Below are 23,579 nucleotides of genomic sequence, written 5' to 3' on the forward strand. Positions count from 1 at the left end.
CCCGGACATTTCACCGGTTTCACCCGGCTCCACCCGGTTTTCGTCTTCAGATACGTCTCAGATGTAGTGGGCGGCCACCCACGTCAGCAGTGCGAGCAGGACGAGTGGGATGAGCGTCAATCCGAGGCTGATGACCTCGATGAAGGTGTTCGGTGCCCACGGCGAGAAGAACAGGAAGAGGAAGAAGAAAAACGCGAGGATGACGAGCGGAACGACGTTCACCGTCAGGTCGAGCAGTGTCTCACGATTCCACACTGGGTGTGGCATCAGTTCTCACCTCCTTCGTCGCCGCCGTCTGCCATCGCCCCATCCGCGAGTGCCGTCTCGCGCTTCTTCTCGAACCACGCCCACTCCGGCGAACTCATTCCTTCCGCTTCCAGATCCCACGGGTCGCTGTCTTCGACCACCGGGCCTTCGAGCCACGACTGGACGATGTTCCAGACGAAGATGAACTGCCCCAGCGCGAGGATGAACGCGCCGAATGTGGCGATCTGGTGGAGCGACGTGAACTGCGGGAGGTAGGTCGCGTACCGACGCGGCATCCCACCGTAGCCGAGGAGCATCAGGGCGAAGAACGTCACGTTCGACCCGATCATGGTCAGCCAGAAGTGCCAGTGGGCGAGCCTCGTCTGGTACATCTTCCCCGAGTAGATGGGGAACCAGTAGTAGACCGCCGAGAAAACGGCCACGGCGATGGCTCCCATCACGATGAAGTGGAAGTGACCGACGACGTAGTAGGTGTCGTGGAGCACGAGGTCGACCGGAATCGACGCCAGGAAGACCCCGGTGACGCCACCGATGATGAAGTTCTGGACGAAGCCGACACTGAACAGCATCGGCGCGGTGAGTCTGATGTTCCCGTTCCACATCGTCGTGATCCAGTTGAACACCTTCACCGCGCTCGGCACCGCGATAGCCAGCGACACCGCCATGAAGCTGAGGCGAATCCGTGGGTCGATGCCGGTGGCGAACATGTGGTGGGCCCAGACGCCGAAGCTGAGGACACCGATGGCCAGCGTCGAGTAGACGACGAACTTGTACCCGAACAGCTTTCGTCCCGAGAACCGCGGGAGGATGAGACTCACGAGTCCCATCGGCGGGAGGACGAGGATGTACACTTCGGGGTGGCCGAAGAACCAGAACAGATGTTGCCACAGGATGGGGCCACCGCCGCCCTCGGCGGCGAAGAAGGTGGTGCCGAAGTTCCGGTCGAGCAGAAGCATGATGAAGGCACTGCCGAGCAGGGGGAAGGCAAAGAGGATGAGTCCCGACTGGGTGAGCATCGTCCACGAGAAGAGGTCGAGTTGCGGCCAGTCGATGTCGCGCTCGGTGAAGATGGTGGCGATGAAGTTTATCGCACCCATCGTGGTGCTGATGCCGGAGAGATGCAGCCCGAGGATCATTAGGTCTGTCGCCGGAGTCGGCTGTTCGATCGACAGGGGCGTGTACATCGTCCAACTGGTCTGCGGCGCCTGGATGCCAGTACCGAGCAGTGCGAGCGGGAAGCCGATCCAGACGAGAATCGCGGCGGGTGGCAGGAGCCAGAACGCGATGGCGTTGATGCGGGGGAACGCCATGTCGTCCGCGCCGATGAGCAACGGGATGAAGTAGTTCCCGAACGCCGCGATCATCGGCGTGCCGAACAGCAGGAGCATCGTCAGACCGTGCGTCGTGAGCAGGGCGTTGTACATCTGCGCCTGCATGAACATGGATTCGGGTGTGAGCAGTTCGGTTCGCATCAGGAGGACGCCAATGCCGCCCCAGACGAACGCGATGAGGCCGTAGAGACCGTATAGCATCCCGATATCCTTGTGATCGACCGTCGTCAGCCATCGGAGGGCTCCACCTGGTTTCTCTGCGTACTCGACTCGCCGCTCTTCGACCTGTCCCACCCCCCCACCTGCTGGTGTGTATGACCGCCAATCCTCGACGCGAAGGACGTAGAACAACACGGCGAGGAGGAATCCACCCATCAGGACTGTGAGCGCCAATTCCGTACTAATCGCAGCCATCGTTCTGTAGTTGGCCGGAAGAGGGTAATTCCTTTCGGTCAATTGTCATTTATTCTGCGTCAGTTCGCATTCAATCTACGCCGTCGTTTCGTTGTGGACGCGGGATGGTGTCGAGAAAGTAGTTCCTCGGTGGTCACGATGTCGAACCACTCGCGAAAACGACCTATCGTGGGGCTCTCTCATCGCCAGATCAACACGTCTCGATTCACCAGAATTTGAGGTTTTGTTTCACCGCCTCGCGTTTGAGTTCCTGGATGTGCTCGGTCAGCGGGATGTCTTTCGGACACACTTCGGTACACGAGAACTGGGTCTGACAGCGCCAGACGCCGTGTTCCTGATCCATGACGTCCAGCCGATGTTCTTTCATCCCTTCGCCTTCGCGCTCGTCCATAGCGAAGCGGTAGGCCGTGCTGATGGCCGCCGGGCCGAGATACTGGTTGTCACCCGCTGCGATGTTGCAGGAGGACATGCACGCGCCGCACCAGATGCAGCGCGTGGCCATCTTGATCTCCTCGCGGTTCTCGCGGGACTGGCGCTGTTCTTCCAGTTCGTCCTCCGGAAGCGAGTCGGTCTGGAAGTACGGTTCGATAGCGAGCATCTGGTCGTAGAAGTGTTCCATCTCCACGACGAGGTCTTTGATGACCTCCTGATGCGGTAGTGGTTCGACCTGCACCGGTTCGTCCAGATCCGAGATCTGGGTCTTGCAGGCGAGTCGCTGTCGTCCGTTGATGAACACGGCGTCACTGCCGCAGATGGCCTGCCGACAGGAGTGGCGCACCGTCAGCGACGTATCGAAGTGGTCGCGTGCGTAGATGAGCGCGTCGAGGACGGTCAACCCGCGCTCGTTGGGGACGTAGAAGTGATCGAACCGCGGTTTCTCCTTCTCGGCGACGTCCGGGTCGTAGCGGAACACCTTCAGATGAACCGTCTCAGTTGGCGTTTCCGCCGCCCGTTCGGCCTCCGCGTCGCGTTGCTCCCGCCGTCGCGCTTTCTCGGCCAATCGCCGCTGTTGTGGCGACCGCTCTGCTCGCATCTCGTCTAGCTGGGCGTCTTCGGTTCGCATCTCGGCATCCGGTTGCTCGGCTTGCTGTTCCTGTTGACTCATCGGAAACCCCTCTCCGACCGTATCTCGGGTCGAACGACAATAAGTACCGCCGACGGTTCACACGCTCCGCCGGACTATCGAGGAAAAGCGGCATTCGAACGATCTTCCGAACGTGATGTACTGTTTGAACGTGATGTACTGTTTTCTACTGAAATGTACTGGAGTGTACTGTCAGATTCTGACTTTTGTTTGTGATGACGAGTGCAAACTATGTCGTGGGCGTGATTCACGGAGACATCAACGTGGGGGAAACTTATTCCTCCCTATCGGTGAGTGGTGATATGAATCGCCGCAGGTTCCTCGTAGCCACCGGAACTGCCCTCGCTCCGTTGATCAGTGGCTGTTCGAGTAGCACCTCGTCCGATTTCGACCCCGACATCGACCCCGTGACCCGCCTCGGGGGGGCATCCTCGGTTTCCGTCGAAGCCGAACCGATCCGTGAGTACGAGTATCTCGAAGAGAGCGATCGCGTGCGTATCCACTACGATTCTGGCCAGACGAGCACGATGTCGTTCGACGAGTGGGGAACGAGGCGAGCCACTGATCACGCTGCCGATCACGTCCATACTATTTTGACGGACGAATCGCCCACCGGTACTGGCATCTCTGTCGGTGTGGGAGAGGTGAATCTGACTGACCTGGATTCGACAGGCACTGACCAGTCAGCGACCGAATCTGCATTCGAGTGGGATGTCAATCTCGGCGTAACCGTCTCCTACGAGTACCTGTACTCCCGCGATGGCGACCTCATCTCCGAGCCAGATATATCGTTCCAGACGGTCGTCGATGTGACGCCTCGGTCGGCCGAAGTGACGATGCTGTTCCCTCAGCGAGAATACACTGCTATCCTTCCGGTCGTGTGCCGTCGGCGGGCGATACGGTACGACTGACTCTCACTCGCCCTGAGTCGTCGTGTTGGTGCTCGTCTCCGAACCTTGCTGGACGGCCCGATTCTCACCACTCTCCAGATCCACGACCATCGCTTGCCCGCCGTAGCCGTGTGTCTCGTCGTGCCCCCGAATCACGACGCGCCGCGTTCCTTTCGGAATCTCGACCGTCTCGGAGCGCGTAAACCGTTCAGTCCCGTGCGCGTGGAGCAGTTCGCGCCGACCCAGTCGCTCCCCGTCTAGCGTTTCGACCTGCCACCAGTTCGCGTAGCCCTGTTCGCCGTCGTCGTCGTGATAGAGCGTCACGTCGAAGGTGTACGACCGTCCCTCGCGCTCGAATTCGACGCCGACGACGTTGGCCTCCCGAAGGTCGAGGTCGGTCGCAGTCGTCTGCGTCTGTGTCATTCGGGTGGTCTCCGTCGTTTCCGTTTCGCCGGTCGTCTGCCCATCGCCGGTCGTCTCCGACGCACAGCCGGATAGCACGGCGACGAGTGCCACCCCGACCAGTGTCACGAACGAACGTCTACTGGTATGTCCCCCCGTCATCATTCGCCATTCAGCTGGGAGATGCTTGATTCCCGTGGGCGAACAGCTAATCCGTTATATCGACAATTATTCCAAGATACATTACGAAATTCGCAAGCTGTCTTTATAACATACAATAATTATAATACCTCTCCCGACAATCTATATACGAGTTTTATGGAATCGAATCAACTTCCTCAGACCCGCCGAACTGTACTCAAGAAGGGTGTTCTTGCGACTGCGACTGCGGCGATCGGCCTTCCGATGGTCACCGGACTGGCAAGTGCAGATGGTTGCTGTAAGACCTGCTGGGTGGACGTGAAACCGAACAGCTGTCCGAATTCCATCAACCCGAAGAACAACGGCGTCGTCAGCGTGGCCGTCGGGTGGCCGAACGTGAAGATGGACAGCGTTCGCCTCGTTCCGTCGGCTGGCCACCGCTGTGTGCAGTTCTCCGGCTGTCAGGACTACATGAACCCAGAATGGAGTGGTGTCTCCTGTGAGGATATGGAACGACTCCTCTCGGAATCTGACGGTCGATCCGCGATGCCGATCCGGATGACGCGCGAAGACCTTGACGGCGATGGTGACAACGACACGGTGTTGAAATTCCGCACCCGAGACCTCGACCTCATGCCGAGCGACAAGTATCTCGTCCTCGAAGCGGAAACGAAAGCCGGCTGCCGCCTGCTCGGACTCGACACGGTCAGAGTCGTGGACAAATCGAACGGCAAAAACTGATTTTCGGCGCGAACCGATTTTCGTTTCACACTTTTCGTTTCTTCCCGTCTCACACTCCTCGTCTCACGCTGGTCGAACGCCCGATTCGTCGGTCGCTTGCTCGACCGTCTCCGGGGGAGTTCCGCGGTAGTGGTCGTACAGCAACGCGACCAGCGCACCGAGTCCGAGTAGCGAGACGAGTGCTTCCACGAACCCACCGAGGTACGGGATCTGGGCGACGACGGCCACGACGAGGCTCGCCCAACGGTTCTCCACGTTGGCGAACGAGGTAAGCCACGTGCCGACCGCGACTCGACCGTAGGCCGCACCGACCATGGCGAGGAAGGCGAATACGAACGCGCCGAGGATCGTCAGCGGGATTCCGACGATGGTCAGTGCGACGAGCACGAGGGCTATCGGAACCGCGATAACGGCGAGCAAGCCGATTCCGCCGGAGCGAAGCGGTGATTCGAGGGCTCCGGTCGTCACCCTGTCCGAGAAGGCAGGGAAGATGACGAGCAAGACGGCGGTGGCGATGATACCGACCGCGAGGAAGTACACGTCGAACACCCAGCCAGGTATCGACAGGTCGAGCGGGCCCATACCGGGGAACGTGGGTTCGATGGACAGGTCGCCGTCACGGGTGACCGACCCGGCGACAGCCGAGCCAGCTGCTTGCGAGAGAGCGCCGTCGTACCTCAGATCGCCACCGACGCTCGCAGTCGGGCCGAGGGAGATCGTCTCGGCACCGACGGTGACGTCTCCGGCGACCGCCCCATCGAGAACGACATCCTCGCCTCCAGCGGTGAGACTTCCGTCGATGATCGCGTCACGAGTCACGACGACGCTCCCGCCTGCTGTTTCGACATCTCCGCCGACGGTGCCGCTGATTCGAACACTACCGGCGAAGACCTCGACGTTGTCGGTCACCTCTCCGTCGACGATGACACTGCCCCCGAATGCCTAAAGGTCACCATCGACAGTCCCGCGAACGATGACCGTGCCGCCGAACGCTTCGAGACCCTTGACGGTTTCACCCTCTTCGACGACGATAGTTCCCCCGGCACGCGATTCGGCAGCCGCGATACCGGGAATCGTGGCGAAGACGAGCAGTAACACGAGCAATCTTACTCTCATTTTCGACCATGAACTATCCATGAGTGAACGTACGCTTTCTCCCCACTTAACCTAACAGTGAAACGACATATAATGGTGGATATACTCACAGGGAGACCGCCAACAGGCACTACTTAACTCCCGACGTATCCGGAGCCATGAAGGCATCTGACCTACTCGTCGAGTGTCTCGAACGGGAAGGGGTCGAGTACGTCTTCGGCCTGCCGGGCGAGGAACTCGAAGACGTGCTGTTCTCGATCCGTGATTCCGACATCGAGTTCATTCCAGTCCGTCACGAACAGGGGGCGGCGTTCATGGCCGACGTTCACGGGCGCGTGACCGGGCAGGCGGGGGTCTGTCTCTCCACGCTCGGGCCGGGCGCGACGAATCTTCTTACCGGTGTCGCAGACGCTCACCTCGACAAGAGTCCGCTCGTCGCCATCACGGGACAAGCAGACCTCGAACGCCTCCACAAGGAGAGCCATCAGGCGCTCGATATCGTCCACACCTATCGGTCGGTGACGAAGTGGAACGCGCAGTTGAGCAATCCCGAGATCATCAACGAGTCGGTTCGCAAGGCGTTCAAACTCGCGGAGTACGAGAAACCCGGTGCGACACACCTCGAATTTCCAGAGGACGTGGCGAAGGAAAAAACGGACTCGAATCCACTCGAACCCCGCAAGCGAGTGCGCCGTCCCGATCCCGACCAGCAGTCGGTCGAACACGCCGCCGAACTGCTCGAAGCGGCAGACCATCCCCTCGTCATCGCAGGCAATGGCGCAGTTCGAACACGGACTGCTCGGTCGCTCCGCGAGTTCGTCTCCGACACCGCCGTTCCGGTCGTCGCAACGTACATGGGCAAAGGGGCGCTCTCGGACGCAGACGAGCACTCCCTTTTCACGCTCGATTCCGGTGTGAACGATGAAGCGGCAGACGCCATCGAGCAGGCCGACTGCCTGCTTGCCGTGGGGTACGATATCGCAGAGCACGATCCAGAGAAGTGGAATCCCGACCTCGACAAGCACGTCATCCACCTCGACCACGAACCCGCCGAGGTGTACGAACACTACAACCCCGACGTGGAACTCGTCTGTGACATCTCCGCCGGACTCGACGCCGTGCTCGATGCGGTCGACGTCTCCTGTCCAGCCGAGTGGTACCGTGACCAGCGCGAAGCCATCGTTGAGCAGGTCACGCGAACGCCCGAGACCGACGACCCGGTGACCGTCGAGAACGTCCTCCCCATCCTCCGAGAGGCGATGGCAGACGAGGACGTCCTCATCTCCGACGTCGGCAGTCACAAGATGGCTATCGCGCAGAACTTCCCGACGTACGAACCGAACACCGTTATCATCTCCAACGGACTCGCCAGCATGGGAATCGCAGTACCGGGCGGTATCGCAGCCGACCTCGCGCTCGATTCGGAGGTCGTTGTCGCCACCGGAGATGGGGGATTCATGATGAACGCGGCGGAGATCGAGACGGCGACCAGACTCGGCTGTGGCTACACCATCCTCCTGTTCAACGATTCGGAGTACAACCTCATCACCGAAGAACAGGAGGCACACCGGGGCGAGCACTTCGGAACGCATCTGACGAACCCCGATTTCGTCACCTTCGCCGAAAGCTTCGGCATCGATGCGACCCGAGCGGAGACGTGGGATGAGATAGAGGACGCACTGCAAGCAGGCGTCGAGAGCGACGAGATGACGCTTGTCGAGGTTCCAGTATAGAATTCTACCTGCTCGATCTCCCCGATACGCACCGGAACGTCTACAGGAAACGACCGCCATCTTCCACCCGTCAGATGACCGTTGACGGTGCCGATTCCCCCCGGATAGAACTCGACATCCTCCTCCTGCCAGCGTTCGCGGCAGACGATTTTGCGACCGAGGAGGAACTACCAGACGAGTTCCAACCGTGGCTGGACGCGTACGATTTCTCGCACGAAGTGTCGGTGCCGGGTGCGAATATGCCGGTGTATCATACCGACGATGGCATCGGAATCACGGCGACAGGAATGGGGAAAGCAGACGCAGCGGCAACCGTGACCGCCGTTCTCGCTCACCCCGGATTCGACTGCTCGGACACGTACTTTCTGACGGTCGGTATCGCTGGTGTGCGACCCGACGTCGGGACGCTCGGGTCGGTCTATATCAGCGACACCATCGTCGATTGGGATAGGAAACATCGATTCCCGAACTCGGAGGGCGATCGTCCGATCGAGTTGCTCAGTTATCGCCCACATGACTACGTCTTCCATCTGAACGACGCGCTCGTTTCGGAAGCGTATCGCTCGGCGAAGCGCGTCGAACTGCTCGACTCTGAACCCGTCCAGCAGTACCGGAACGAGTACTCACAGGCCGCGGCCCGTTCGAAGCCGACGGTTGCGCGGGGAACGACGGTCTGCGGTGACGAGTTCTGGCACGGGGAGACACTCTCGGAGCAGGCACAATGGCTCACCGAGCAGTACGGTGTCGGTTTGTACGCGACGACCGAGATGGAGGATTTCGGCACTGCGACGGCACTCGACCGCTTCGGTCTCCTGGACAGATACCCTACTGTTCGCGGTGCGGTGAACTTCGATCAGCCCTACGAGGGAAAGACGGCCCGAGAAAGTCTCCACGAGGACGTCGGCAAAGAGACCATCGAACTCGGTCTGGAGAACGCGTTTCGCGTCGGATCGCAACTCGTCGAGTGGCTGAGTGACCCCTGATTCCCGAGCGGTCGAATCTCACGACACCTGGCTCACGTACCGATCTTCCGGTTGCCAGAGTGAGTACGGGCCGGTTCCGAGATAGATGATGGCGAGCGATGCGAGAAGCACCGTGACGTTGAGTGGGTTCGCTCCGTCTGTGACGATAGCGACGAGCATGACGACCGAGAGCGCGAGTGCGGCGACTCGCCCGGCGGTACCCAGGGCGAGCATGACGATGGACGCTACTTCGACGAACCCGACGACGAGAACCATCACTTCGGGTGCAGGAATGCCGAGGCTGGTGAAGAACTCGACCTGTCCAGCGTAATCTGCGAACTTCGTGATGGCGGGAATGGCGACGATGACGACGATGAGGGTTCGGAGGATGAGCGGGAGCCATCGGCGCAGTCGGGCCATCTCACACCCCTAATCGTCCACGGAGCATCGCCACGCCCGTCCGCGTGCGCGACGGTCGCTCCACGAGGGCCATCTCCGTCTCCGTCAGTTCGAAGTCGAAGATGGCGAGGTTCTGTTCGAGGTGCTCTCTGCTCGTGGATTTCGGAATCGTCACCACGCCATCCTGCTGGACGACCCAGCGAAGTGCGACCTGTGCCGGAGTCTTATCGTACTTCTTCCCGAGTTCGACGAGGACGTGGTCGTGCATGACGCCACCTTGTGCGAGTGGGCTGTAGGCCGTCAACAGCACGTCGTGGCGCTGGCAGTAGTCGAGGAGGTCGGATTGCGGGTTGAACGGGTGGAACTGCACCTGGTCGGTGACGATGGGTGCGCTGGCGAGGTCCCGCGCTGTCGCCAACTGGTCGGTGTCGAAGTTGCTCACGCCGATGTGGCGGGTTAGGCCCTCGCTTCGGACGTCCGAGAGGGCACGCATCACTTCGCGGGTTGAGGCGATGGGATTCGGCCAGTGGATGAGAAGGAGGTCGATATAGTCCGTGCCGAGTCGGGCCAGACTCTCGTGTACGGAATCGACGATGTCGCCGTACTTTCGGTGCATGGGCCACACCTTCGTCGTCAAGAACACATCTTCGCGGTCGACGTCCGAGAGTGCGATTGCCTGCCCGACCTGTCGTTCGTTTCCGTACGCCTGTGCGGTGTCGATGTGTCGGTAGCCGAGATCGAGCGCGGTTCGAACCGCGTTCCGGCAATTCGTGCTCTCCATCTGCCACGTCCCGAGACCGATCTTCGGAATCTCCTCTCCGTGAATCGTCTCGTACTCCATGTGTTGCAATTGCTTGCGAAGGATAAATAGCGAGTGGCAGACTGGTAAGGGCACGCGTTCGTAACCACAGCATGCCGAAAAGCGCGGTAAGTCGAAACCCGCCGCGTGTCGATGAACGTCGGGTATCGAACCCGGATCCTGACGGCGAGAAGGCCCCGGACGGATCTGATCGCGAGAAAACCGCGGACGGGTTCGGTTATTCTTCCCCCTTGTACGACACCACCCGGCCCCACGAACTCTTCTTGCCCCACAGCCCCGAGCGCATGCACTCCAACTCGACGATCTGTGAGTTGTCGACGAACAGGTTCACCTCCGGTCCGAAGTTCTTGATGTACCACTCGAACACCTCAGGGTCTGCGGCCTCAAACACGCAGTTCTCGATGCCGATCTCGTTGGCGATCTCGAAGGCCACGTCGGTGCGCCACTCGCGTACCTGCTCGGTGATGCCCTCGGATTCGACCATGATCTTGTAGGCTCCGGCGTCGAGGTGGCGCTGTGCCTCGCGGATCGCGCTCGCCGGGTCGATGGCCTCCTCGCTCTCCAGTTCTTCGACCGCTGAGGCACCGCCAGCACCGAACTGGACGTTGATCTCGGGTTTGGCCTTCAGGCCGTGGTCCTGGACGAGTTCGGTCAGCGCGACGAGGTCGTCGGTGTCGATGGCGATGAACCCCGACGATATCTCCACGATGTCGAAGCCGAGGTTTCCGGCCTCTTCGACGTACTGTTCCACTCTTTCGTGGTCCCGGACGAGGACGTTCTCGATGAACCCGCCCGTCGAGACCTGAACGTCGTAGTTGTGACAGACCGTGATGAGTTCCTCGACCACGTCCTCCGGCATGAGGGCGAACGAACCCCCCGAAAATTTGTAGATATCCACGTACTTACCCATCGTATCGAGGATGTCTTGGAGTTCGCGTGGCCCCATCGGGTCGTAGTACGGCCCGCGCATCTCGGTGATTCCCTTCTCTCTCGGTTTCGATTCTCGCTCGTTGACGTGCAGAAAGTCGAATGCTCTGTCGGTCATGAAACCCCCGGACGGGGTACGACGAACTCCTACAAAAGCGGTTGGGCGATGCGAACAGGAACTTTCGAGGACACTCCGATAGATGTCGCAATCTTGCAAGGAGATTCAGCACGACGAATCCGAATCGAACGGAGATTCCATACCAGTGAGCCACCTTTTTCCTGTCCCGAGTGGACTTCCCACCGACTCGACGACACGGGGGCACGATCGAAATGAGAACGAAACTTCGAACGGGATGGAACAGCGACCTCTGGGGGTACTTCCTCTTCTCCCACGGCTGGACGTGGGGCTGGTGGGGGGTCAATATCGTCGCCGGATTCGACGCCTTCAGCGTCCCCGGCATCGGGTTCACGGTACTCGGCGGTCTGGGTCCACCACTGGGTGGGGTCGTCATGTCGTGGGTCACCTACGGACACGAGGGCGTCCAGGATCTCTGGAGACGCATGACCGACGTGAGTCGAATTCCGTTTCGCTGGTTCGCGGTCATCTTCCTTCTCGTCCCGGCACTCACCGCCATCGCGGCTGGCGTCGCCGCGATTGCAGGTATCGCCGCCGACCCACTCGACCTCGAAGAGCTGTCGAACCTGCTGGCAAACCCGGTCGGATTGGTCGCCTACGTGGGGTTCGTCCTCGTGCTCGGCCCGCTCCCGGAGGAGATCGGCTGGCGAGGCTATCTCTTAGATCGGCTCCAACTCCGGCGGAGTGCTCTCACGTCGAGTGTCCTCCTCGGGATGGTGTGGGCCATCTGGCATGCGCCTCTGTTCCTCATGCCGGGGTACTACAGCGGAGTGGATTTCGCACCCGAACCGCTCAACTTCGCCTTCAACATCGTCGTCGGCTCGATCATCTACACGTGGATATTCAACAACACACGACGGAGCGTGCTGGGCGCGATCAGCTATCACTTTGCAGAGAATTTCACGGGGCAGGTCGTCGCTCTCGACCCCGCGGCGGAAACGCTTCGAACGGGAATCGTGCTCGGATTCGTTCTCGTCGTTCTCCGCTGGTGGGGGCCGACGACGCTTCGGCGAGACGAACCGAAACCATCGCCGCCCGACGCATCGACGTCCGACGACGCACTGGAGTCGGAGACGGCATCGTAGAAAAGGCGTCGTTCAGTCCTGGATCTCGTCCTTCTGGACGATCTCCTCGCCGATGAACCGCGGTCGTTCTTCGATGGCGAGGAAGTTGTCCACGTCTTCGCGGGCTTCTTTCGCTTTGCCTTTGGCGGGGTCGTAGTCTCGCGACCCCTCGCTTCCGAGCGCGTCGTGCAGGGCATCCAGGTCGTCGAAGTAGAGTTCTGCGATACCGTCGAACTCCGCGTTTTCGGGGTCTGTGGGCAGGACGGTGTCGTACTTCACGACGCCCTCGATCTCGCGGGCGATGGGCGTGTGGTTGTTCTGCCAGTGGTCGACGAACTCCTCGTGGGTCATCCCTTCCTTTCGGACGAGGAACGCGCTGTGTTTGTACAGGCCGTCCGTCTCGCCATCCACTTCGTCTCTCTGCGTGACGATTTCGCCGATGAATCGAGGCCGCTCCTCGATAGCCAGGAAGTTATCCACGTCTTCGCGGGCTTCTTTCGCTTTGCCTTTGGCGGGGTCGTAGTCACGCGACCCCTCGCTTCCGAGCGCGTCGTGCAGGGCGTCCAGATCCTCGAAATAGAGCTCGGCCAACCCGTCGAATTCGGCGGCTTCGGGGTTCACCGGCAGTACCGTGCTGTACTTCACGACGCCCTCGATCTCACGGGCGATCTTCGTGTGGTTGTTCTGCCAGTGGTCGACGAATTCGTCGTGGCTCATTCCCTCCTTGCGCACCAGTAAGGCGACGTGTTTGTACATTTCATCCGGAACCACTGCCCGTGGTATCATAAAGCACCCGAAGGGTGTCCGTTCCAGGCACCGAAATCGAGGTGAACTGCTCGCCGGCGTGTCTCGCTCACGAATCTACACCATCGTTTCCGATGTTTCCCTCCCCTCTTCGTTTCGGAGTCGTCCCACCGAAAAATCTCGGAACTGTGGCAAGTTCGGGAGATTTTCATCCCGTTCGGTATCTACGTCGACACTCCCGGATGCCGGTTCAGAACCTCATCGTCTTCTCGCAACTTTTCGGTGGCCGTGGTAGAAGATTTCACCACGGTCGAGCACGTAGTGACGATAGAGAGCGTTCACCCGTGCGGATAGTTGTGTTTCGTTACTGATCCCTGAACCGATCGTCCCGAGGAACGATTCGCCAGTCGTCGTACGACGTTCGGAACGCAAGCCAGAGACCGTGTCGACCCGGAACCCGCTCCAATCGGGGACTGTCGTCTTCCACCGTCGTCGCTTCTGACCCTGCGACTTCTGGCGCTTCTGTCTCCCCAACGAGTGCATCGCGGGTGATCTTCCACGTCGTCCCCGAACCATCCTCCAGCGAATCTCCCGACCGAGACAGCGGAAACGGTGGTGCCTCGTACACCGCAACGTCGGTGCCATTCCCGAGGATGACCACCGACTGCCCGTCGAGCTCGTCGGCGACCACTCCGCGCTCGGCCACCCAGTCCACGGGATAGACGTGAACCGTCTCGTCGTGCTCCACACCGTAGACGTACTCCTTGTCACCGAGAGCGTGCTCGTCCTTCTCGCCGTTTTCGTCGCTGTCGTCGCTCTCGCTGGCTTTCACTCCGGGATGGGTGACCGAGTCGTTCTCCCAGTAGTGACGACTGATGAAGCCATCGTAGTCGCGGTAGTACTCGTACTCCCACTCGTAGCCCGTGTCCGGGTTCAACACCATCGTTTCCGATGTCTTTTCGCGCCACTCGCGCCACGAACACTGGGTGACGGGAAGGAAATCGAGGGTCGTGTCCGTCTTTGCGTAGGGGCCTGCGACCGGTACGCCCCGGTGTTGTGCCCACAGGCTTCCAGTCTCTTCGTCGTACATCAGTTTGTTGCCGCCGTGGATACAGCCCGTGCTCCCGAAAGAGAGCGTTCGGCCGTCTTCGGAGGCCGCGTTCGTGAGTTCGTCGACCCGGCAGTCGTACAGGATCGGCGAGTTACACATCGTACAGTAGGTCAGCGAAAGGGGGATTCCTCCGAGTTCGACGTTCAGCATCTCGTGTGGGAAGACCAGGTAGCGAGGAACTGCGTAGGGCTGTCCGGCCACCTCGAAACCGAACACGAGGTCAGAATCGCGGAGATACTCGGCCTCCCCGGCAGGCAGAAACTCCGGACCGTTCAGTGGATGCAGTGAAGCAGGGTCGGTGTTCCCCCAGCGAACGCCCTCCATGTCCGGGTGTCGCGGCGACGTATCGAGCAGATTGCCGACCAGCGGATGATAGCGTTTGAACAGTCGAATCTTCCACTCGGCGAATCCGGGGAGTGGTTCGATGTCCTGCTCCGTGAGCCACGCCTCCCACTTCAACCACGCCGCCGGGCCGTCGAACGTCGGTTCGGCGATCGCACAGAGTGCGTCGATGACCCCCGGCCACGCGACTTCCGGGTGGGTGAGCGACCGCGGTGGTTGCTCCTCTCGAAGCACCTCGGGGAAGCCGAACGTCTCCCAGTCGTTCGCCACCGCGTCGATCGTCGCCAGTTCCACGAGATGTGGGACGAGGCGGTCGTCACCCTCCTCGGCGATTCGTGAGAGCGTCTCGCGGTGGACGGCCCGGTCTTTGACCAACAGGCGGTCGGCGAGGTCGCGGAGGTCGGAGTCAGCGGCCATGCGCACCACATCGGAGAACGAACACTTATACTGTCGGCTACACCCCCCATCGCCAATCCCACACACTCCATAGTCAGCGGCACACGACCTTTTTCACCGATGGTCGTAGATCCGTTTCGCCTTGCCGACCTCGGTTCGATCGATCGTGCCCGGTTCGACCACCCGAACCTCGTCGGGGGTCAACTGGAGCACGTCGCGGAGTCGTGCGCGGAGGCGGTCTGCGAGGTCTGTCGCGTCGGTACCGGGTTCGTGCTCGACCGTCAGTTCGAGCGTATCGAGACTGCTCTCTGTTCGAAGGTCGATCCGATACTGTGGTGCCACCGCGTCGAACTCCAGGATAACGCTCTCGATCTGACCGGGATAGACGTTGACCCCGCGAACGACGAGTAAGTCGTCGCTTCGCCCGGTGAGCGACAGGCGAGCGTAGGTTCGCCCGCAGGCACATCGCTCGCGCGTGAGTTTCCCGATGTCGCCGGTTCGATAGCGCAGGACGGGAAGTGCGACTTTCGAGAGTGCCGTCAGCACGAGTTCGCCCTCCTCGCCTTCCGACAACACGTCGCCCGTCGATGGATCGACGATTTCGGGATAGAAGTGATCTTCCCAGAGATGCATCCCGTCGCAAACCTCCGCACACTCCGTGGCGATACCCGGCCCCATCAGCTCAGAGAGACCGTAGTTCTCGGTGACCGTGGCGTCGAATCGCTCTTCGATCTCGGCGCGCATGGCGGGTGTCGAGGGTTCTGCGCCGACCAGGATCGACGAGAGTGTGAGGTCTCGAGGGTCGATACCACGTTCGTCCGCCGTTTCGGCCAGATACAGTGCGTAGGAGGGGATGGTGACGAGGGCGTCCACGTCGAGGTCTCGAATGAACCGTAGTTGGCGTGCAGTGTTACCCGCACCTGTCGGCACGGCCGCACAGCCAAGGCGCTCGATTCCAGCGTGAAATCCCAATCCCCCGGTAAAGAGGCCGTACCCCGCCGCATTCTGGACGGTCTGGCCGGGCGAAACGCCCGCGGTCGAGAGGGTACGCGCCGTGAGGTCGGCCCACGTATCGAGGTCGGAGTCGGTGTAGGCGACGATCTTCGGCTTCCCGGTCGTCCCGGAGGAGGCGTGGAACCGTCGAATCTCGTCGCGCTCGACCGCGAACAGACCATCTGGATACGTGTCTCGGAAGTCCGATTTCGTCGTGAACGGGAGCCGGGAGATAGCCTCGACGCCGTCGATGTCCGATGGTGAGAGGCCGACATCGTCGAAGCGACGACGGTACTGAGGAACGTTCTCGTACGCGTGTTCGACCGACCGACGGAGGCGAACCGCCTGCCGCTCCCGAATGTCTGTCCGAGTGAGAGAATATGCGGAGTCGTAAGCCATGTTATGCCATCTCACGAGCGGAGTAAATCGTTTACTCCTCTCGAAAACTGCTACCCACGATCTTCGATAGTTCCATTCCGGTGAAAATGTTCAGTTTATTTTATACAATCATTTATTATTGACCCATCGTTTCTTGTTGCCATGGCAAACGGTAACTCGGGTGAGACGAACAGATTCGAAACGACTCGTCGTGCAATGCTTGGTGCGGTGGGGGCTGGCGGCCTCGCGGGTGTAGCAGGCTGTCTCAGCAACATCGGTGGCGGTGGCGGGGGAAGTGTCGATACCGTGAAATACGGTATCCTCAACCCGATGACCGGCCCCTACGCCGGACTCGCCAAAGAACAGCGAAAGGGTGCGAAACTGGCGATCAAGACGATAAACGACAGCGACGAGTACGACTTCACCATCGACGCGAAGTACGGCGACACGCAGGCAGACGTCGAGACGGGCCAGCAGGAGGCACGAAAACTGGTCGAACAACACAGCGCCTCGTTTCTGATGGGGGCGATCTCCAGTTCCGTCGCACTCGGGCTGAACGAGTTCGCAAACGGCGAGAGCACGATCTACTCGCCGGGGGCGGCAGCGATTCCCATCACGGGAAAGAACTGCAACAAGTACGTCTTCCGCTGCGAGACGAACACCGCACAGATCGCGGAAGCCTGCTCCGAGTGGACGCTGAACAATCTCGGAAGCAAGGTGTGGTTCCACATCGCCGACTACGCCTACGGCAACTCCGTCCTCCAGGAGTGGCGTTCCCGGATGAAACAGTCGAGTGCGGATTTCACCGAAGTCGGCGTCACGAAGGCGGAGTTCGGCGCGAAGAACTTCGACTCGTTCATCAGCCAGATAAAGAACTCGGACGCCGATGTCGTCGTCGTCGGTTCGACCGGCGGCGACTTCATCACCTTCGCAAAGCAGGCGAAATCGCAGGGATTGATGAAAGACAAGAAGCTGATGACGACGACCGCGACGTTCCAGGTCATCCGGGGTGCACTCGGCAAGGACGCCGATGGAATCTACAGCGGTACGCGGTACGTCCCGAAGATCGATTCCGGCGACAACAAGGAGTTCGTGAATTCGTACAAGGAAGCCAACGGGAGCGAGCCGGGTAACTTCGCGCGGGTCGCCTACGACTCCATCCGGATGGTCGCAAACGGCATCAGGGAAGCGGGAAGCACCGACACGGACGAAGTGGCGGACGCACTCGCGGGGATGGAGATGGACACCCTGTTCGGGAAAAACCAGTTCCGTGAGTGCGATCATCAAGCGAAGAATCCGGTCTGGGTCGGGCAGAACGTCTACAAGAGCGGAAAGATGGCCGACGTGAAACTCATCAAGAAAGTCGACGGTGACAAGGCGATCCCACCGTGTGACCAGACTAACTGCCAGCTCTGATATGGCGGGCGCACTCTTCGAACAACTTCTGAACGGGCTGACCATCGGGGCGGTCTACGTCCTGCTAGCGGCAGGGCTGTCCATCATCTTCGGCGTGATGGACGTCATCAACTTCGCCCACGGCGAGTTCTTCGCCCTCGGCGCGTACCTCGCGTTCGCCATCGTCGCCGTCGGAACCGGTGGCGGCGTCTTCTGGGTTGCCCTCCTCGTCGCACCCCTGCTCGTAGCGGTCGTCGGCGCGGTCATCGAACGAGCGACGATTCGACCCTTGTACGGGCGCAATCCGCTGTATCACATCCTGCTCACGTTCGGGCTCGTCCTCATCTTCAAGGACGCCATCGCGCTGATCTGGGGCGACAACCCCAAACCGTTTGCAAAGCCTCTCACGCTTCGAGGTCCCATCGACCTGTTCGGGTTCAGCTACTCGAAGTACAACCTGTTCGTCATCGGTATCGGCGTCGTAATGGCTATCGGAACGTGGCTCATCCTGAACAGAACTCGGTTCGGACTCGTCGTGCGTGCCGGGTCACAGGACCGCGAGATGGTTCGTCACCTCGGTATCGACATCGACCGCTACTACACCGTCGTCTTCGCGTTCGGTGCGTTCCTCGCTGCCCTCGCCGGAATCGTCCTCGGCGCGAAACAGGGCGTCTACACCGGGATGGGTAACTCGGTGATCATCCCGGCGTTCGTCATCGTCGTCCTCGGCGGCCTCGGCAGCTTCCGCGGCGCGGTTCTCGGCGGATTCGCGGTGGGCGTCCTCGAAACGTTCTTCCGCACTCCACCGTTCGGACTCGATGCGGTTCTCCCGGATATCGGCGGCGTGGTCGTCTTCCTGCTGATGATCGGCGTCCTGCTCGTCCGCCCGCAAGGGCTATTCGGGAACCCCGAGTGGGAATCCTCGGACGGCAGCGGTGAACTGCTGACGGGCGGGAGCGGCGGCCTGATCGACGACACGACGCGGTTCCGCCTCGGTGCGGTGGCTGTCGGACTCCTCTTCCTCGCTCCGCTCGGAATCGGCGTCCTCTACACGTCCTACGAGGTGAACTCGCTCCTGTTGACCGCGCTCGTCTGGGCGCTGTTCGCGCTCAGCCTCGACTTCGTGATGGGCTACGCCGGTCTCGTCTCGCTCGGGCACGTCCTCTTCTTCGGGCTGGGAGCCTACGGAACCGTCCTCACCGTCGAGTACGCGACGCCCTCGGTGTTCGCCGCACTCGCGGTCGGCATCGTCGTCGCGGCCCTCGTCGCGTGGGGTGTGGGCCACCTCTCCATCCGCGTGTCGGGCGTCTACTTCTCGATGATAACTCTCGGGTTCGCGGAGTTGTTCTTCCAACTGGTGCAGAACGTCGAGTTCACGGGCGGAAGTGACGGCTTGTTCGGTTTCGCCCCGGTCTACGGACTGATGAGTGGCCCCGAAGTCGGCGACGTCGCTCTGCTCGGCGACATCGAGTTGTTCTACTACTTCGTGCTCGTGCTGGTCGTCGGGTCGTACCTGCTCGCCCGGCGGATGATGAACGCCCCCTTCGGAAACGTTCTGCAGGGCATCCGCGAGAGCGAAGAGCGAGCATCGTTCGTCGGCTACGACGTGACCGCGTACAAGCGCCGGGCGTTCGTCGTCAGCGGCGCGCTGGCCGGACTCGCTGGCGGTCTCTCCGCGATCCACACGAGCGGAGTCGCACCCTCGTTCCTCGCGTGGATCAAGTCCGGCGAGGTCATCGTGATGACCATCCTCGGCGGGATGGGCACCCTCTACGGCCCGATGATCGGGGCAGGCGTGTACGTCGCACTGGGTGAAGTTCTCCGTTCGTTCACCGAACAGTGGCAGGGCATCCTCGGCGTCGTGTTCGTCCTGTTCGTCATCTTCGTGCCACGCGGCCTCGTCTCGGTTCCAGGGATGCTCGCTCGACACACGGATCAGGAGGCCGGTGGCGGTCCCGAACCCGTCACTGACCCCGAATCGGAGGTGGGCAACTGATGGCAGTGTTGGAGACGAACGACCTCTCCCGGCAGTTCGGCGAACTCGTCGCGGTGGATCACGTGAACCTCTCCGTGGAAGCTGGCGAGTTCCGGAGCGTCATCGGCCCCAACGGTGCCGGGAAGACGACGCTGTTCAACCTCATCACGGGGGCGCTCAGCCCCACGTCGGGGACGGTCGTCTTCGCAGGCGAAGACGTGACGAAGCTTCCCCCACACGAGCGCGTCAGGCGAGGTATCGGGCGGTCGTTCCAGATCACGACCGTCTTCGGCGGACTCAGCGTCCGGGAGAACGTCCGACTCGCGGCACAGGCCATCCACGACGAATCGCGCTGGGTCGGCGAGCACCTGTTCCGACCAGCCGACAGCTTCCCGGCGGTGAACGACCGAGTCGAGGACGTATTGGATCGAATCGGACTGGCGGGTCGGGCGGACGAGCAGTCTGCGGCGCTGGCCTACGGCGACCGGCGACGACTGGAGATCGGGCTGGTGCTGGCGACCGACCCGCAGGTCGTTCTGCTGGACGAACCGACCGCCGGGATGAGCGTGGAGGAGACGCGAGCGACGATGGAACTCATCGACGACGTGCTCGCCGACCGGACGCTGTTGCTCATCGAACACGACATCGACCTCGTGATGAACATCTCCGACCGTATCACGGTGCTCAATCGCGGGCAAGAACTGGCGACCGGAACCCCGGAGGACGTGGCGGCGAACGACGAGGTGCAGGCGGCGTATCTCGGAGGTGTTCGGGCCTGATGCTCTCCATCGAGAACCTTCGGGCAGGCTACGGCGAAACGGAAGTGCTCTCGGGCGTCTCGCTCGACGTGGCGGAGGGCGAGGTCGTCGCACTCATCGGGCGCAACGGCGTCGGAAAAACCACCACACTGCGGTGTATCACGGGCGCACTGACGCCCACCGCCGGAACGATTCGACTCGACGGTGTCGACATCGCTGGTCTCTCGCCAGTCGAAACCGTCGAGCGAGGAATCGCGCTGGTGCCCGAAGAGCGGCGGGTGTTCCCCGGTCTCTCGGTGCGCGAGAACCTGGCGGTCGGCGCACTCGGCGGGAACGACAGCGCCCATCGAAAGGAGGTGGACGACGTGCTATCGACCTTCGAGAATCTCCGCGAGCGGCAGGACAGTCGCGGCACAGACCTCTCGGGCGGCGAACAGCAGATGCTCTCTATCGCTCGGGCGCTGGTCTGCGGTGCGGATCTACTCATGCTGGACGAACCGACCGAGGGACTCGCACCGCTCATCGTCGAACGGGTGGAAGAACTCATCCGCGACGTGAGCGAGGAAGGCATCACGGTGCTCCTCGTCGAGCAGAACGTCGCCGTCGCACTCTCGCTCGCGGATCGCGTGTACCTGCTAGACCAGGGCCGAATCGTCTTCGAGGGAACGCCCGAGGAACTGGAAGCGAACGAGGACGTGATGGATCGACATCTTGGCATCAGCGTGTAATTCGGTCGCCGTCCAGGGTTCGACCATCACTTCTTGAACAATTCACCGATTCGACTCTCGTTCACGTACAGTTCCTGCGGCGACATCCGTTCTTCGTGGTAGTCGTCGTGATACTCCATCAGTTGAAAGAGCACGCCGGTCGGATTGCGTGGGGAGACGAACGCCTCCGTCCACGTGTCGAACTCCTTCCGGTCGATGACCCGGAGGTCGTTCTCTTGGAGGGCGTCGATGACTGCATCGATGTCGGCGACTTCGAGGGTGACGTGGTGGAGACCCGGCCCGTTCTCGTCGAGGAAGTCGGTGAGGAAGGTGTCTTCCGCGATAGGTTCGATGAGTTCGAGTCGAGAGGCGTCACCGAGTCGGTAGTACGCCCAGCGGAACCGGTCTTCGACTGGCTCGACGATCAAGCGTTCGCAGCCGAGCGCCAACAGCACTGGTTCTGCGTTCTCGATGGATTCGATGGCGATGCCGACGTGATCGACGCGAATCGGCGTGTCGTGTGTTCGCATTGGACAACTGAACGGAATGAGGTGTCTTGAGTGTGTGGTTAAACGAAGCTGGTCGAGCCGACACGTCCGACCGCTTCGGGAAATTTCATAACGCCGTTCTGAGTACCCCCGGACATGGGATTCTACCAACGCGATTTCATGGAAGGCACGCGCGGGACGATGAGTGTCGATTGGGAGGAGCGGATCGACATGCAGCGGATGCGCGAGGAGCGCAAAGAGCGCGCCCTGACCCGGATGCGGGAGGCCGGACTGGGGAGCATGCTTCTGATCAACGACCCCAACGTCCGGTACGTGACCGGTCTCGCCATGACGGGTGGGTCGGGCGCAGACCACTACACCCTGCTCACTGAAGACGGCGACATCGTCCACTGGGATACGGCCGACCACGCGAGCAACCAGCGGTTCAACTGCCCGTGGCTGGACGACATCCGCTACGCTTGCCCCGGTCTGGGGAACGTCCCTCGCGCGTCCGGACGCGACTCCGCCCGCGACTTTCTGAAGGGCAAGATGGCCGACCTCGTCTACGAGGCGATGGAGGAGTACGGCGTGGCCAAGGAGCCGATGGGAATCGACATCGGCAACGGGGCGCTCATCTCGAAGTTCGAAGACCGCGGCGTGGACGTACGCACCGAGGAGTGCGCGAAGGTGATGGAGGGTGCTCGAAAGGTGAAGACGCGCGACGAGATCGAGTGTCTGCGGATGGTCGCCGCGCTCTGTGAGGCCGGATTCCAGCGCATCACGGAGACGGCGAAACCGGGCGTGCGCGAGTCGGAGGTCTGGGGCGAGGCGACCCGAGAACTCTGGGGCCTCGGCGCGATGGTGCAGGGCGGCTACGTCACCTCCGGGCCGAACACCTGGCCGAAGCATCAGGCGAACACCACTGACAGGATCATCCGCCCCGGTGACCTCGTTTACGCCGACTTCTACAACATCGGCTTCATGGGCTATCGCTCCTGTTACTACCGCACCTTCAGCATGGGTGAGCCGACGCAGGCCCAGCAGGACGCCTACGAGATCGCCCGCGACAACCTCTACGACGTGCTCGAACGCATCGAACCCGGTGCGACGACGGACGAGATCTGCAAGGGCTTCCCTGACATGGAAGGCGAACACGCCGACTGGTACGACGCCACCGACCACTGGCAGATGACGACGAACCACTGGGCGCACGGCCTCGGCCTGCAACTGTACGAAGTCCCGCTCATCTGGCGCGGCATCTCCCCCGAGCACCCCATCGAGATCGAAGAGGGGATGACCATGGCCGTCGAGACGATGGAACCCGCCGACAGGCAGGGTGTACGAGTGGAAGAGATGGTCGTCGTGCGCGAGAACGGCGTCGAGATCCTCAGCCAGTGGCCCGTCGAAGAGATCACGACTATCGACTACTGACCGTCGTTCGAGAGTGATTTTTGGAGGAGAATTTCGTGCGATTGGTCTGGGTTGCCCCGTGTACTATTTTGTACTGAAATGTACTGGGCGGATGGAGATTCGGACACTCGACTCGAAACCGACCCCGCCGTGACGAACGAGTTCCCGCAGTCGAGGTGTCCTCGAAAGCCCCCGGGCGCTCGCTACGAGACCAGTTCGGTTCTTGTGTGGTTGAACCTCCTGAGAGGCAGTCTTCGAAAGCCCCCGGGTGCTCGCGGCCGCTCGGCGGCATCCCTCCTTGGCTCGCTTGCGCTCGCCTGCGTCGAGAGGGGTCGCCGAGACGACCACGCAAACGCGAGCGCCCGGCCCCTTTCATTCCCACCCCACTCGGCTACCGCCCCTCGTCCTCCCCAGCCTCCTCGCTTCGCTCGTCCCTCGCACGCGCCACCGCACGCATGGCCGACCAACCGCCGAGC

Annotated in this window: 23 protein-coding genes; 10 read left to right on the top strand and 13 right to left on the bottom strand. The window is 61.3% G+C overall.

The window, feature by feature from the left end; all coding sequences use genetic code 11:
• Window positions 1-57: 57 nt before the first annotated feature.
• From ACR3FE_RS20315 to ACR3FE_RS20325, 3 genes are all read right to left on the bottom strand, one after another.
• A complete protein-coding gene (locus ACR3FE_RS20315) occupies window positions 58-267 on the bottom strand; it encodes a DUF6684 family protein (protein ID WP_458209393.1) in 210 nt (69 codons plus the stop codon).
• Complete coding sequence (locus ACR3FE_RS20320) at window positions 267-2,012, bottom strand: cbb3-type cytochrome c oxidase subunit I (RefSeq protein WP_458209394.1); 1,746 nt, start codon at window positions 2,010-2,012, stop codon at window positions 267-269. Before ACR3FE_RS20320 ends, ACR3FE_RS20315 begins: the two co-directional genes overlap by 1 nt.
• A 205-nt stretch (window positions 2,013-2,217) precedes the next feature.
• Complete coding sequence (locus tag ACR3FE_RS20325) at window positions 2,218-3,075, bottom strand: succinate dehydrogenase/fumarate reductase iron-sulfur subunit (protein WP_458209554.1); 858 nt, start codon at window positions 3,073-3,075, stop codon at window positions 2,218-2,220.
• Window positions 3,076-3,398: 323 nt separating this feature from the next.
• On the opposite strand from ACR3FE_RS20325, the gene ACR3FE_RS20330 reads away from it, so the two are divergent.
• Window positions 3,399-4,007, top strand: a complete 609-nt coding sequence (locus ACR3FE_RS20330) for a hypothetical protein (RefSeq protein ID WP_458209395.1) — start codon at window positions 3,399-3,401, stop codon at window positions 4,005-4,007.
• 3 nt (window positions 4,008-4,010) lie between these two features.
• On the opposite strand, the gene ACR3FE_RS20335 is transcribed toward ACR3FE_RS20330, so the two are convergent.
• The gene (locus ACR3FE_RS20335) at window positions 4,011-4,550 is read right to left on the bottom strand and encodes a hypothetical protein (RefSeq protein ID WP_458209396.1); all 540 of its coding nucleotides are present in this window, start codon (window positions 4,548-4,550) and stop codon (window positions 4,011-4,013) included.
• Between the two features lie 156 nt (window positions 4,551-4,706).
• Here ACR3FE_RS20335 and ACR3FE_RS20340 point away from each other — a divergent pair, with 156 nt between their 5' ends.
• Window positions 4,707-5,270 carry a twin-arginine translocation signal domain-containing protein gene (locus tag ACR3FE_RS20340; RefSeq protein WP_458209398.1) on the top strand — a complete coding sequence of 188 codons (564 nt, stop codon included), beginning with the start codon at window positions 4,707-4,709 and terminating at the stop codon, window positions 5,268-5,270.
• 63 nt (window positions 5,271-5,333) lie between these two features.
• On the opposite strand, the gene ACR3FE_RS20345 is transcribed toward ACR3FE_RS20340, so the two are convergent.
• A complete protein-coding gene (locus ACR3FE_RS20345; RefSeq protein ID WP_458209400.1) occupies window positions 5,334-6,179 on the bottom strand; it encodes a bactofilin family protein in 846 nt (281 codons plus the stop codon).
• Between the two features lie 33 nt (window positions 6,180-6,212).
• On the bottom strand, window positions 6,213-6,386 hold the full coding sequence (locus ACR3FE_RS20350; RefSeq protein WP_458209401.1) for a hypothetical protein: 174 nt from the start codon (window positions 6,384-6,386) through the stop codon (window positions 6,213-6,215).
• Window positions 6,387-6,523: 137 nt separating this feature from the next.
• On the opposite strand from ACR3FE_RS20350, the gene ACR3FE_RS20355 reads away from it, so the two are divergent.
• Window positions 6,524-8,098, top strand: coding sequence for an acetolactate synthase large subunit (locus tag ACR3FE_RS20355; RefSeq protein ID WP_458209403.1), 1,575 nt, complete (start codon window positions 6,524-6,526; stop codon window positions 8,096-8,098).
• A 74-nt stretch (window positions 8,099-8,172) separates the two neighbouring features.
• Window positions 8,173-9,081 carry a phosphorylase family protein gene (locus ACR3FE_RS20360; RefSeq protein ID WP_458209404.1) on the top strand — a complete coding sequence of 303 codons (909 nt, stop codon included), beginning with the start codon at window positions 8,173-8,175 and terminating at the stop codon, window positions 9,079-9,081.
• Window positions 9,082-9,099: 18 nt separating this feature from the next.
• On the opposite strand, the gene ACR3FE_RS20365 is transcribed toward ACR3FE_RS20360, so the two are convergent.
• From ACR3FE_RS20365 to ACR3FE_RS20375, 3 genes are all read right to left on the bottom strand, one after another.
• The gene (locus ACR3FE_RS20365) at window positions 9,100-9,480 is read right to left on the bottom strand and encodes a DoxX family protein (RefSeq protein WP_458209406.1); all 381 of its coding nucleotides are present in this window, start codon (window positions 9,478-9,480) and stop codon (window positions 9,100-9,102) included.
• A gap of 1 nt (window position 9,481) precedes the next feature.
• Complete coding sequence (locus ACR3FE_RS20370; protein WP_458209408.1) at window positions 9,482-10,300, bottom strand: aldo/keto reductase; 819 nt, start codon at window positions 10,298-10,300, stop codon at window positions 9,482-9,484.
• A gap of 196 nt (window positions 10,301-10,496) precedes the next feature.
• On the bottom strand, window positions 10,497-11,324 hold the full coding sequence (locus tag ACR3FE_RS20375; RefSeq protein ID WP_458209410.1) for a phosphosulfolactate synthase: 828 nt from the start codon (window positions 11,322-11,324) through the stop codon (window positions 10,497-10,499).
• A gap of 212 nt (window positions 11,325-11,536) precedes the next feature.
• Between ACR3FE_RS20375 and ACR3FE_RS20380 the strand changes: the two genes are divergently transcribed.
• On the top strand, window positions 11,537-12,427 hold the full coding sequence (locus ACR3FE_RS20380) for a CPBP family intramembrane glutamic endopeptidase (RefSeq protein ID WP_458209411.1): 891 nt from the start codon (window positions 11,537-11,539) through the stop codon (window positions 12,425-12,427).
• A 12-nt stretch (window positions 12,428-12,439) separates the two neighbouring features.
• On the opposite strand, the gene ACR3FE_RS20385 is transcribed toward ACR3FE_RS20380, so the two are convergent.
• From ACR3FE_RS20385 to ACR3FE_RS20395, 3 genes are all read right to left on the bottom strand, one after another.
• Window positions 12,440-13,162, bottom strand: a complete 723-nt coding sequence (locus ACR3FE_RS20385) for an EthD domain-containing protein (protein ID WP_458209555.1) — start codon at window positions 13,160-13,162, stop codon at window positions 12,440-12,442.
• 352 nt (window positions 13,163-13,514) lie between these two features.
• Window positions 13,515-15,020, bottom strand: a complete 1,506-nt coding sequence (locus ACR3FE_RS20390) for a DUF3179 domain-containing (seleno)protein (protein WP_458209413.1) — start codon at window positions 15,018-15,020, stop codon at window positions 13,515-13,517.
• A 93-nt stretch (window positions 15,021-15,113) separates the two neighbouring features.
• The gene (locus ACR3FE_RS20395) at window positions 15,114-16,391 is read right to left on the bottom strand and encodes a phenylacetate--CoA ligase family protein (RefSeq protein WP_458209415.1); all 1,278 of its coding nucleotides are present in this window, start codon (window positions 16,389-16,391) and stop codon (window positions 15,114-15,116) included.
• Between the two features lie 141 nt (window positions 16,392-16,532).
• On the opposite strand from ACR3FE_RS20395, the gene ACR3FE_RS20400 reads away from it, so the two are divergent.
• Genes ACR3FE_RS20400 through ACR3FE_RS20415 form a run of 4 tightly spaced genes read left to right on the top strand, consistent with a single transcriptional unit; the run spans window position 16,533 to window position 21,226 of the window.
• Window positions 16,533-17,786: an ABC transporter substrate-binding protein gene (locus ACR3FE_RS20400; RefSeq protein ID WP_458209417.1), complete on the top strand. Its 1,254-nt coding sequence runs from the start codon at window positions 16,533-16,535 to the stop codon at window positions 17,784-17,786.
• Window position 17,787: 1 nt separating this feature from the next.
• Window positions 17,788-19,761: an ABC transporter permease gene (locus ACR3FE_RS20405; protein WP_458209418.1), complete on the top strand. Its 1,974-nt coding sequence runs from the start codon at window positions 17,788-17,790 to the stop codon at window positions 19,759-19,761.
• Window positions 19,761-20,519: an ABC transporter ATP-binding protein gene (locus ACR3FE_RS20410; protein ID WP_458209420.1), complete on the top strand. Its 759-nt coding sequence runs from the start codon at window positions 19,761-19,763 to the stop codon at window positions 20,517-20,519. Before ACR3FE_RS20405 ends, ACR3FE_RS20410 begins: the two co-directional genes overlap by 1 nt.
• Window positions 20,519-21,226: an ABC transporter ATP-binding protein gene (locus ACR3FE_RS20415; protein WP_458209421.1), complete on the top strand. Its 708-nt coding sequence runs from the start codon at window positions 20,519-20,521 to the stop codon at window positions 21,224-21,226. Before ACR3FE_RS20410 ends, ACR3FE_RS20415 begins: the two co-directional genes overlap by 1 nt.
• A gap of 26 nt (window positions 21,227-21,252) precedes the next feature.
• Here ACR3FE_RS20415 and ACR3FE_RS20420 read toward each other — a convergent pair whose 3' ends face one another.
• Window positions 21,253-21,735: a VOC family protein gene (locus ACR3FE_RS20420; RefSeq protein ID WP_458209422.1), complete on the bottom strand. Its 483-nt coding sequence runs from the start codon at window positions 21,733-21,735 to the stop codon at window positions 21,253-21,255.
• A 114-nt stretch (window positions 21,736-21,849) separates the two neighbouring features.
• Here ACR3FE_RS20420 and ACR3FE_RS20425 point away from each other — a divergent pair, with 114 nt between their 5' ends.
• Complete coding sequence (locus tag ACR3FE_RS20425) at window positions 21,850-23,124, top strand: M24 family metallopeptidase (protein ID WP_458209423.1); 1,275 nt, start codon at window positions 21,850-21,852, stop codon at window positions 23,122-23,124.
• The last annotated feature ends 455 nt before the right edge of the window (window positions 23,125-23,579 follow it).

Source organism: Haladaptatus rarus, from assembly GCF_054177585.1.